General features: G+C 67.6%; 10 protein-coding genes. 6 read left to right on the top strand and 4 right to left on the bottom strand.

Annotated elements, in window-relative coordinates:
• The first annotated feature begins 71 nt into the window (after positions 1-71).
• From dapE to QQK63_RS16655, 3 genes are all read left to right on the top strand, one after another.
• Positions 72-1223, top strand: coding sequence for a succinyl-diaminopimelate desuccinylase (gene dapE, locus QQK63_RS16665; protein WP_277825015.1), 1152 nt, complete (start codon positions 72-74; stop codon positions 1221-1223).
• 169 nt (positions 1224-1392) lie between these two features.
• On the top strand, positions 1393-3654 hold the full coding sequence (rnr, locus tag QQK63_RS16660; protein WP_277825017.1) for a ribonuclease R: 2262 nt from the start codon (positions 1393-1395) through the stop codon (positions 3652-3654).
• Positions 3655-3782: 128 nt separating this feature from the next.
• The gene (locus tag QQK63_RS16655) at positions 3783-5168 is read left to right on the top strand and encodes a lytic murein transglycosylase (RefSeq protein ID WP_277825019.1); all 1386 of its coding nucleotides are present in this window, start codon (positions 3783-3785) and stop codon (positions 5166-5168) included.
• Between the two features lie 185 nt (positions 5169-5353).
• Here the strand turns inward: QQK63_RS16655 and dapD are convergent, their stop codons facing one another.
• Positions 5354-6181 carry a 2,3,4,5-tetrahydropyridine-2,6-dicarboxylate N-succinyltransferase gene (gene dapD, locus QQK63_RS16650; RefSeq protein ID WP_277825021.1) on the bottom strand — a complete coding sequence of 276 codons (828 nt, stop codon included), beginning with the start codon at positions 6179-6181 and terminating at the stop codon, positions 5354-5356.
• A gap of 129 nt (positions 6182-6310) precedes the next feature.
• Here dapD and QQK63_RS16645 point away from each other — a divergent pair, with 129 nt between their 5' ends.
• Positions 6311-7156, top strand: a complete 846-nt coding sequence (locus QQK63_RS16645) for an LOG family protein (protein ID WP_277825023.1) — start codon at positions 6311-6313, stop codon at positions 7154-7156.
• Here the strand turns inward: QQK63_RS16645 and mepA are convergent.
• From mepA to QQK63_RS16630, 3 genes are read right to left on the bottom strand one after another with little or no spacing between them, the layout of a single operon-like run.
• Complete coding sequence (gene mepA, locus QQK63_RS16640) at positions 7153-8058, bottom strand: penicillin-insensitive murein endopeptidase (RefSeq protein WP_277825025.1); 906 nt, start codon at positions 8056-8058, stop codon at positions 7153-7155. The genes QQK63_RS16645 and mepA overlap by 4 nt on opposite strands.
• Entirely contained in the window at positions 8055-9458 is a 1404-nt protein-coding gene (locus QQK63_RS16635) for an MFS transporter (protein ID WP_277825027.1), read from the bottom strand. Before QQK63_RS16635 ends, mepA begins: the two co-directional genes overlap by 4 nt.
• 44 nt (positions 9459-9502) lie before the next feature.
• A complete protein-coding gene (locus QQK63_RS16630; protein ID WP_277825029.1) occupies positions 9503-10051 on the bottom strand; it encodes an acyl-CoA thioesterase in 549 nt (182 codons plus the stop codon).
• A gap of 210 nt (positions 10052-10261) precedes the next feature.
• Here QQK63_RS16630 and QQK63_RS16625 point away from each other — a divergent pair, with 210 nt between their 5' ends.
• Together QQK63_RS16625 and QQK63_RS16620 are read left to right on the top strand one after the other, a co-directional pair.
• Entirely contained in the window at positions 10262-10549 is a 288-nt protein-coding gene (locus tag QQK63_RS16625) for a YggT family protein (protein ID WP_277825031.1), read from the top strand.
• Between the two features lie 85 nt (positions 10550-10634).
• The coding region (locus QQK63_RS16620; protein WP_284283250.1) for a Y-family DNA polymerase at positions 10635-11170 on the top strand (536 nt) is incomplete at its 3' end.

Raw genomic sequence — 11170 nt, 5'->3', positions numbered from 1 at the left:
CCATTGTGCCTTCGCCGCCACAGCGTTACCCAAGGAAAAACCCCGGACACATCCCGGACGGAGCCTGCCCCATGCCCCTCGACCCCGCCCGCCTGACCGCCGATCTCGTCCGCTGCCCCTCGGTCACCCCCGAGGAAGGCGGCGCGCTCCAGCTACTTCAGGATCTTCTGGAACAGGCCGGTTTCAGCTGCAGCCGCGTCGACCGGGGCGATACCCCCAATCTCTTCGCCCGCTGGGGGGCCAAGGGGGCGGCGAAAAGCTTCGGCTTCAACGGCCATACCGATGTCGTCCCCGTGGGCGACGAGGCCGCCTGGACCCATCCGCCCTTCTCCGCCCATGAAGAAGACGGCTGGCTCTACGGGCGGGGTGCGACCGACATGAAATCAGGCGTCGCGGCCTTTGCCGCCGCCGCCATCGACTTTGTCGCCGCAACACCCCCCGATGGCGCGATCGTGCTCACCATCACCGGCGACGAAGAGGGGCCGGGCCGCGACGGCACCATCGCGATCCTCGACTGGATGCAGGCCAATGGCGAGGCGATGGACATCTGCATCGTGGGCGAGCCCACCTCGGTCGAACACATCGGCGACATGGTCAAGATCGGCCGCCGCGGCTCCATGACCGCGCGCTTCACTGTGACGGGAAAACAGGGTCACTCCGCCTATCTCCACAAGGCGCTGAACCCGATGCCCGCCGTGGCGCTGCTGGCGCACCGGCTCTCGACCCACCAGCTTGACGAGGGCACCGATCATTTCGACGCCTCGACCATCTCGGTCACCACGATCGACACCGGCAACGCGGCCTCCAACGTCATCCCCGCGCGCACCCGCATGACGGTGAACATCCGCTTCAACGAGCTGCACACGGGCCAGACGCTCACCGACTGGCTCCGCGCCGAGGCGCAGGCCGTGACCGAGGCGACGGGCACCAAGATCGACATGGAAACCCAGATCTCGGGCGAGGCCTTCCTGACCCCTCCGGGCCCGCTGTCCGATCTCGTGCGCCGCGCCATCGGGCAGGAAACCAACCAATCCCCCGTGCTCTCGACCACGGGCGGCACGTCCGATGCCCGCTTCGTCAAGGATCATTGCCCGGTCGTGGAATTCGGCCTCGTCGGCCACCGCATGCACGAGGTCGACGAACGCGTCTGGACCCAGGATATCCACGACCTCAAACGCATCTACACGCGCATGCTCACCGAATACTTCGCCCCACAGCGTTAACCCCTCATCAAGGTTAACGCGCGCCCCCCTTCATCTTGGCCAAAAAACTCCCGCCCATTGCCCGACAAGCGGCTTTGCCGCTGAGAGGGGAGGCTCCCGCACGGGTCACCGTCACGACGCCCCCCAATTCCCCCATGACGCCTTCGACGGGCCATGCTAGGCCAATCCCATGGCCATGATCCCCACCAAAGACCAGATCCGCACATGGATCGCCGAAAACCCCCATGCGACGTCCAAGCGCGACATCGCCAAGGCTTTCGGCATCAAGGGTGCCGACCGCATCGACCTCAAGCGCATCCTCAAGGATCTGGAGGCCGAGGGCCTCGTCGAGAAAAAGGGCAAGACCTACCGCGACCCGGACAAGCTGCCCCCCGTTGCCGTGCTTCAGGTCACGGCCCCCGACGATCTGGGCGATGTCTTTGCCCGCCCGCTCGAATGGCAGGGCGACGGGCCAGAGCCGAAAATCCTCTTTCTCGCCCGCGCCACCGATCCCGCACTGGGGCAGGGCGACCGCATCCTCGCCCGTCTGCAGGAAACCGAGGGCGAGGATCACCACTATGTCGCCCGCCTGATCCGCAAGATCGGCACCAATCCGCAGCGCGTCCTTGGCATCTTCCGCAAGGGGGCCGAGGGTGGGCGCATCCTGCCGATCTCCAAGGGCTCGGACCGCGACTGGACCGTGCGCCCCGGTGACACCCATGGCGCGCGCGACGGCGAACTGGTCGAGGCCGAACAGATCGGCCCAAAGGCCCGCATGGGAAACCCGCGCGCGCGCATCGTCACCCGTCTGGGCGATCCCGGCGCGCCGCGCGCCGTCAGCCTGATCGCCATCGCAGAACACGCCATTCCCGACGCTTTCCCCGATGCCGCCATCGCCGAAGCCGATGCCGCCAAACCCGCCGGTCTCGACGGACGGACCGATCTGCGCGACATGCCCCTCGTCACCATCGACCCCGCCGATGCCCGTGACCGCGACGATGCCTGCCTCGCCCATCCCGACGACGATCCGAAAAACCCCGGCGGCCATGTCATCTGGGTCGCCATCGCCGATGTCGCCCATTACGTCCGCCCCGGCTCCGCGCTGGATCGCGAGGCCCGCAAACGCGGCAATTCCACCTATTTCCCCGACCGTGTCGTGCCCATGCTGCCCGACCGTCTTTCGGGCGATCTGTGCTCGCTCCACGAAGGCGTGCCGCGCGCCTGCCTTGCCGTGCGCATGGTCATCAGCGCCGATGGCACCAAGATCTCGCACCGCTTCGTGCGCGGCATGATGCGCTCAATCGCCTCCCTCGAATACCAGCAGGTTCAGGCCGCCCGCGACGGCAATCCCGACGCCAAGACCGCGCCGCTGGCCGACGCCGTCATCACCCCCCTCTATGCCGCTTACGAGGCGCTTGTCGCGGCCCGCCAGCGCCGCCAACCGCTCGACCTCGACCTGCCCGAACGCCGGATCGAACTGAGCGACGAGGGGGAGGTCACCTCCGTCGCCTTCAAGGACCGTCTCGATGCCCACCGGCTGATCGAGGAATTCATGGTTCTGGCCAATGTCGCCGCCGCCGAGGAACTGATCGCGAAACGCCAGCCCCTTCTCTTCCGCGTCCACGAGGAACCCGCCCCCGAGAAACTCGAGGCGCTGCGCGAGGTCGCGGCCGCCTCCGGCTTCTCGCTCGCCAAGGGCCAGGTGCTCCAGACCAGCCAGCTCAACCGCCTTCTGGCGCAGGCCGAAGGCTCCGATTTCGACGAGCTCATCAACATCACCACGCTCCGCGCCATGCAGCAGGCCTATTACTTTCCCCAGAATTTCGGCCATTTCGGCCTCGCCCTGAAATCCTACGCGCATTTCACCTCGCCGATCCGGCGCTATTCCGACCTGATCGTGCACCGCGCCCTGATCGCGGCCCATGGCTGGGGCAAGGATGGCCTCAGCCTCGAGGAGGTCGAAGAGCTCGAAGCCACCGCAAAGCACATCTCCGACACCGAACGCCGCTCCATGGCCGCCGAACGCGACACCGCCGACCGCTATCTCGCGGCTTTTCTCTCCGACCGCATCGGCTCCACCTTCACCGGCCGCATCTCGGGCGTCGCGCGCTTCGGCGCTTTCGTGAAGCTGGACGAGACCGGGGCCGACGGCCTCCTGCCGATCCGGTCCTTGGGCAACGAATATTTCCACCATGACGCCGACAGCCAGACCCTGATGGGCTCGGAAACCGGCCTGACCATCGGCATAGGCGACCGCGTCACCGTCAAACTGGCCGAGGCCGTGCCCGTCACCGGCGGCCTCGTCCTCGAATTGATCGAGATCGACGGCAAACACACCCCCACCCGCCGCCGTGGCAAGCCCGGCCAAGGCCCCCGCCGCAAGGCAGGCCAAGCCGCGAAAAAACGCGCAAGCCTGCGCAAGAAGACGCCCAGCCGCCGCTCCGCAAGCTAGTCCGCTGTCAAAAGCGAACCGGCGATCTTAAGCTCATGGTCACGTTCATGGCTTAGGCCGGGCTGTGAGCCTGCGGCTTTTGAGCTATACTTCGTCCAAATCGAGCATCATCGGACACCAGAAAAACCATGCGCCGATCCCGCCTTGCCCTTCTTGCCGGTGCCCTTGGCCTCGCCCTGCCGACGCTGGCCGCGGCCCTGCCGCCCGCCACATCGCTCCGGCCCGAAATGCGCCCGACACCCGGCGCACCGACCCTGCCGCAACTGGTCACGCTGTCGACGCAGGCCACGCCCTTGGCCGTCCCCCGCTCGATCCGGCCGCAACTGCGCGGCACGCCCACCCTTGCCCGCAGCACACCGGACACGACCGCGGCCGCCACGCCAGCCGCCGCATCCGACACCGATTTTTCCCAATGGATGCAGGGGTTTCAGTCACGCGCCCGCGCTGCCGGGATCGCTCAGGCGACGCTCGACCGCGCCTTTTCCGGCGTCTCGGTCCAATCTCGCGTCCTCGACCGCGACCGCAATCAGGCCGAATTCTCGCGCGCGCTTTGGGATTATCTCGACAGCGCGGTCTCCGACACCCGCGTCGCCAACGGCCGCAGCGCGCTTGACCGCCACCGCGACACGCTCGCCCGGATCGAACGCCGCTACGGGGTGGAGGCCGAGGTTGTGGTGGCGATCTGGGGCCTCGAATCCGCCTATGGCGCGATGCGCGGCGACACCGACATCATCGCCGCCATGGCAACGCTGGCCTATGACGGCCGCCGCCGGGATTTCTTCGAGGATCAACTGATCGCCGCGCTGCGCATCCTGCAAGCGGGCGATGTCGCGCCGCGGCAGATGACCGGCTCATGGGCGGGCGCGATGGGCCATACCCAGTTCATGCCGACCTCCTATCTCGACCATGCGGTCGATTTCGACGGCGACGGGCGGCGCAACATCTGGTCGGATGATCCCGTGGACGCGCTGGCCTCGACCGCGAATTACCTGCGCCACTTCGGCTGGACCACCGGACAGCCTTGGGGGATGGAGGTGCGCCTGCCCGAGGGCTTCGATTACAGCCTGACTGGCGAGGGGGTGAAACGCCCCGCCTCCTTCTGGAACGGGCAAGGTGTGCGCCTGCCCGATGGCGGGCGCATCCCCGACCATGGCCAAGCCTCGATCCTCCTGCCCGCCGGGCATCGGGGCGTCGCGCTGGTGATCTTCGACAATTTCCACGTCATCGAACGCTACAATCCCGCCGATGCCTACGTGATCGCCGTGGGCCACCTGTCCGACCGGATCACGGGCGGCGCGCCCTTCCGCGGCTCCTGGCCGCGCGAGGATCGCGCGCTGACCCGCGCCGAACGCGAGGAATTGCAGCAACGGCTTACGACCGCCGGGTTCCACCGCTTCAACGTGGACGGGATCATCGGGCCGCAAACCATCTACTCGGTCCGCCGCTTCCAAGCCTCCATAGGCTGGGTGCCCGATGGCTACGCCTCGCTCAGGGTGTTGGAGCGTCTCCGGTAGGGTGGGCAATCTGCCCACCAACGGCCCACCAACCCCGCGCACGCGAAAACGCACCGATGGGTCGTGGTGGGTTGCACCCACCCTACGCCCGACAACCCGACCGTGCGTAGGATGCGCCTTGAGGCGCACCACCGTTCCCACCAAAAAATTGACCACGGCACGCCGCTCCCGGCGCGCCCCAACCCTCAATCCCGCAGCAACTCGTTGATCGAGGTCTTGGAACGGGTCTTTTCATCCACCCGCTTCACGATCACAGCGCAATAAAGGTTCACACCGTTCTTCGACGGCATCGACCCGGCCACGACGACCGATCCGGCGGGGACTTCGCCATACATGACCTCGCCGGTCTCCCGGTCGACGATCTTGGTGGATTGGCCGATGAACACACCCATGCCCAGAACCGAGCCTTCGCGCACGATCACGCCCTCGACCACCTCGGACCGTGCCCCGATGAAGCAATTGTCCTCGATGATCGTCGGCCCCGCCTGCATAGGCTCCAGCACACCGCCGATGCCGACACCGCCCGACAGGTGGACGTTCTTGCCGATCTGCGCGCAGCTGCCGACCGTGGCCCATGTGTCCACCATCGTGCCACTGTCGACATAGGCCCCAAGGTTCACGAAGGACGGCATCAACACCACGCCCGGCGCGATATAGGCCGACCGGCGTACGACGCAGTTGGGCACGGCGCGGAACCCTGCCGCCTTCCATTCCGCATCGCCCCAGCCTTTGAACTTGCTGTCGACCTTGTCCCACCAGCCGCCGCCCTGCGGCCCGCCCGATTGCTGCGCCATGTCCTTCAGCCGAAAGCCCAGCAGCACCGCCTTCTTGGCCCACTGGTTGACATGCCACCGTCCATCCGCCTGCCGCTCGGCCACGCGCAGCTGTCCGGCATCCAGCGCGCTCAGCGTCGCCTCGATCGCGTCGCGCGTCTCGCCCTTGGTGGCGGGCGTGATCTGGTCGCGGGCCTCCCAGGCGGCCTCGATGGCGGTTTCCAGTTGGGCGTTGGACATGGCGGCTCTCTCTCCTGCGGAATGGGTCGGATGGGTCGTCGGGGCGGCTATAGCTCCCACGCCCCGCGCTGGCAATCCGCGCCCGGGCGCGCTACGTCGCTCTTCAGTTCAGAGTGAAAGGACCGGACCATGAAAGACGACCCGCGCACAGGCCCGTTCCGCCACGCCAACCAGGATATCGACGCAACCCGCCACGCGCCCGACACACCGCAGGCGCGCTCCCCGGCCTATCGTCTGGCCTTCGCCGATCCCGAATTCCTGCTGCGCGAGGAATTGCGCCCGGTCCGGCTGCAACTCGAACTCCTCAAACCCGAGCTCGAGCTGGACGCGCGCGGCATCCGCTCGACCGTGGTGCTCTTCGGCGGCGCCCGCATCCCCGCCCCCGAGGCCGCCGACAAGGCCCGCAGCGCGGGCCTGCGCGACATGTCCCGCTACTACGAAGAGGCCCGCCTCTTCGCCCGCAAGATCACCGAACGGTCCGTCGCCACCGATTGCACCGAGAATGTCATCGTCACCGGCGGCGGTCCCGGCGTGATGGAGGCCGGCAATCGCGGCGCGTCCGAGGCCGGGGGCTGCTCCATCGGCCTCAACATCGTCTTGCCCCACGAACAGGTGCCCAACGCCTACGTCACGCCCGAACTGTGCTTCAACTTCCACTATTTCGGCATTCGCAAGATGCACTTCCTTTTGCGCGCCAAGGCCATCGCCGTCTTTCCCGGCGGCTTCGGCACGCTGGACGAATTGTTCGAAAGCCTCACCCTGATCCAGACGGGCCGCATGGAACAGGTGCCCGTCCTCCTCTTCGGTCAGGACTTCTGGCGCAATGTCGTGAATTGGGACGCGCTGGCAGAGGCGGGCACGATCTCGCGCGACGACCTCAGCCTCTTCCGCTTCGTGGAAACCGCCGACGAGGCGCTCGCCGTCATCGACGGCTGGACCCTCACAGGCAAGCGCGGCACGATCCCCGGTCGCTAACCCCCCAAGAGCGCCGCACATTGCCGGGGCAATTCGCCCAAGGTCAGCGGCCCGCGCGGCGGCGGCGGCTCGTAATCGGGGTCGGGCGGCGGCGGGTTCAGGATGTTCGCCGCCCATTCCCGCGCCTCGGCGCACCCATCGCCGGGCGGCGGCGGGTCTTGGTTCACGCAACCGGTCGACCCGGCCGGACAGCTCAACCGCACATGGAAATGGTAATGATGGCCCGCCGCAGGCCGGATGTTTCGCAGCCACGACCGGTCGCCGGTGGCATTGTCGCACATCCAGACCTTGGCGCCGGGAAAGACGAAAATCCGCGCCACCCTCGGGTCCGAGGCCGCAAGCCGCATCACCTCCATATGCGCTTGCGTCCAGTTCTCGCCCACCCGCGCGCCCCCCGCCGAGCGGGTCGAAATCGACGACAGGTTTTCGCGCTCCGCCGCCGACAGATCGAACCGCGTGGGCGGCAGCATCCAGATATCCACGTCCAACCCCGACTGGTGGCTCACATGGCCCGACAACATCGGCCCGCCCCGCGGCTGCGACATGTCACCGACGTATAGCCCGCGCCACGCTGTCTCCGCCGCCACCCGCGCCGACAGGTCCTGCACGTAATCGACCAACTCGGGATGCCCCCAGTTCCGGTTCCGGCTCAGCCGCATCGCGGCCCATGTCGGCCCCGTCTCCGCCAGCCGCTCGGCCCCCGCCAGACAGCCCCGCGAATAACCGCCGATCACCTCCGGCGTGCCGCTGCTCGCGCCCCGCTCGGCCCCGAACAACAACCGCGCCTCCTGCCCCGACACCGTCGCGTCAAGCGGCGGCAGACCGCCCGCCTCGTCGCGGACAGGCATGCATCCGACCACCAACGCCACGGCGGCCACCGCCAGACCCGGCAAAATCCTCATGCCTTCTCCCCCTCCGGCCGGACCCAGACCAGCAACACCAACCCCACGACGAACAACCCGATCAACGGCGCCATCCCCAGCCGTGCGCTTTCCGTCGCCCATGTCGTCAGCCCGATCAGCGCAGGCCCCAGAAACGCCGTGGCCTTGCCCGACAGCGCGTAAAGCCCAAAGGCCTCGGTCGGCCGCGTCGGCGGCGCATGGCGGCACATCATCGACCGCGACGCCGATTGCAGCACGCCCCCGGCACCTCCGATGATCGCGCCGCAGATGTAGAACACCACGTCCGGCACCCCCGACCCCTCGGCCAAGGCGATGCCCCACAGGCTCTCGCGCGACATGCCCAAAATCACCGCACAGACAGCGATCAGCGTGACGATCGCGCCCACGATCACGGGCTTGGGTCCCAGCGCGCTGTCCGCCTTGCCCCCCAGCCATGTCGCCAGAGCCGAGGTCACGGCCCCGATGATCCCGAAAATCCCCACCTGCGTCACCGACCAGTTCAGCACCAGCACCGCATAGGTGCCTCCGAACCCGTACAGCGCGTTCAGCGCATCGCGGTAGAACATCGAGGATCCGAGATAGGCAAACAGGCTCACCCGCCCCGGCAAACTCTTCACCGTCCCCCACAAATCGCCCAGCGCCGCCCCGAAACTGGCATGCGTGGCCGCCCGGCGCGGCTCCCGCACCCACAGGAAAAAGGGGATCATGAACACGACATACCAGATCGCGATGAAGGGGCCGACAAACCGCGTCCCCTCCCGGGCCTCCGGATCCAGCCCCAGCGCCGGCTCCAAGCCGACAAAGGTCCGCCCGCTCTCGCCCTCGGCGAAAAAGATCAGCATCACGAACAAAGCCACGACCCCGCCGAGGTAGCCCCAGGCGAATCCGTTGCCCGACAGCGTTCCGATGGCGCTCTCGTCCCCCAATTCGGGCAGCATCGAATTGGTGAAGATCGTGGTGAATTCCGCCCCGATCAACCCGATGCCAAAGGCGATCAAGGCCCCGATCAGGAATGACCCGTCAGGCAGCGTGTACCACATCGCCGCCGCCCCCAAGACGTAGAACAGCGAAAACAGCACGATCCACGGCATCCGCCGCCCGGTATTGTCGGCAAAAGCACCAAGGATCGGCGCGCAAAGCGCGATGATCACGCCCGCCACCGTCTGGCCCAGCGACCACAGGCTCTGCGCGCGGGCATCCGCCACCTGCTCCGCCAATCCCTGCGCCATGAAAGCCTCGGTCGCGACGGCGGCGAAATAGGGCCCGAAGATGAAGGTCAGGCCAAGGGTGAAATAGGGCTGGCTCGCCCAGTCAAAGGCCCACCAGCCATGGATGCGCCGCCGCGCGGCACGCAGGGCATCTTGGGTCAGGACGGCGGGTTCGGGTACGACACTGCTCATGGCCAGCAGCATCCGCCATCACCCCCCGGTTTGTCCATGGGTGTCTAGGGGGCGGATGCCGGTCCCTGCATCGGCGGCCAGGGTCGCTGCCCATCCGCCTCCGCCCATGCCGCAACCCATGCGGGCAGCGCGGGCGAGATCTCGGGCACACCCATGGCGCGCGCCACCTCCGCCACCGGGGCCAGCCGCCCCCTTTGCGTCACGCCGGTGCGCAACAGGGCGTGGTTGCAACAGGTCTCGCCACGCCACATGCCCTGCTCGATGTAGAAAAACCGCTCATCCCAACCCAAAAGCCGCGTCCGCATCTCGAACCGCTGGAACCCGGTGATCCGCGCCCGGTACCGCACCGTGGACCCGGCCACGACCAGCCCCCAGCGCTCGCGCTTCAGAACATCCCACAACCCCACCCGGATCGACAGCGCGAAGCGCCCGATGTCGTACAGCGTCAGGATGCGCCCGTTGTTCATCTCGAGAAACCCGTCCAGATCGACCGGCAGACAGCGCAGGGACAGATGATGGGTCTCGAACAGGCCCAGCGCCGGTTTGCGGCGCTCGGACAGCGTGACGGTTGCAAGGCGCAAAAAGGGATACATCCCCCCGCCAAACCCCACGACACGCGCGCGGTCAAGCCCGCCGCCACGTCATGACGCCGCCTTCCTCCACAGGACCTCCCCCTTCATCTTGGCCGAAAAACTCCGGGGGAGTCCCGGCACGGGACGGGGGCAGCGCCCCCCACCCCGGCTTGCAGCCGCGCCCCGGCCCGACTATCTCCGACACAGACAGTCCCAGGGAAACCCGCGCCGATGACCTCCATCTTCCAGATCCTCATGCTCCTGATCGACGTGGCCTTCTTCATCGTCATCGCCCATATCATCATGAGCTGGCTGATCAATTTCGGCGTCCTCAACACGCGCCAACCGCTCGTGGCCCAGCTCTGGGACGGGCTGAACCGGTTGCTCGAACCGGTCTATGGCCCGATCCGCCGCCGCCTGCCGATGATGGGCGGCCTCGATCTCGCACCACTGATCGTGATCCTCGGCCTCTACGCGCTGGAAATCATCCTGCGCAACAACGTGTCCCTGTTCCTCTGATCCACCCCCGCCTGCGGGACTCGACTCTGCGGCAGGGCTGGTCTAGCTTTGGAACAAATCATGAACACGCTGCTCGCTCCGGATCATGTCCCCCGACGCACCCCGCCCCGCCCGGCCGGTCAACCGGCGCATCCTGTCGCTGTGGTTTCCGCGGCTCGCGGCCGAACGCCTGCTGCGCCATGAACCCGCGCTGGCCGAGGTGCCGCTCGCCGTGGTGGGCGAGGCGGCCAACCAGCGCCGCCTCACCGCCCTGACCCATGCCGCCAGCGCCCGTGGCCTCACCCGCGGCCAGCCGCTGGCCGAGGCGCTGACGCTCTGCCCCGATCTCGTGACGCGCCCCGCCGATCCCGCGCGCGAGGCGCAGACGCTCGCAGCCCTCCGTCGCTGGGCCGGTCGCTTCAGCCCCTGGGTGGCTGAGGAAGGGTCCGAGGCGCTGATGGTCGACCTGACCGGCTGCGCCCATCTCTTCGGCGGAGAGGCGGCGCTCTTCGCCCAGGTCCATGACGATTGCGCCGATCTGGGCCTGACGGTGCGGGCGGGCATCGCCGATACGGCCGGCGCGGCCTGGGCGCTGGCCCGCTATGCCGAGGGGCGCACACCCGCCCCCACCCGCACCGGCGA

The sequence above is a fragment of the Roseicyclus marinus genome (assembly GCF_030163795.1).
Classification (GTDB): Bacteria; Pseudomonadota; Alphaproteobacteria; order Rhodobacterales; family Rhodobacteraceae; genus Roseicyclus; species Roseicyclus marinus.
The sequence above is the reverse complement of the archived record's forward strand: the minus strand, read 5'-3'. Positions and strand labels throughout refer to the sequence as shown.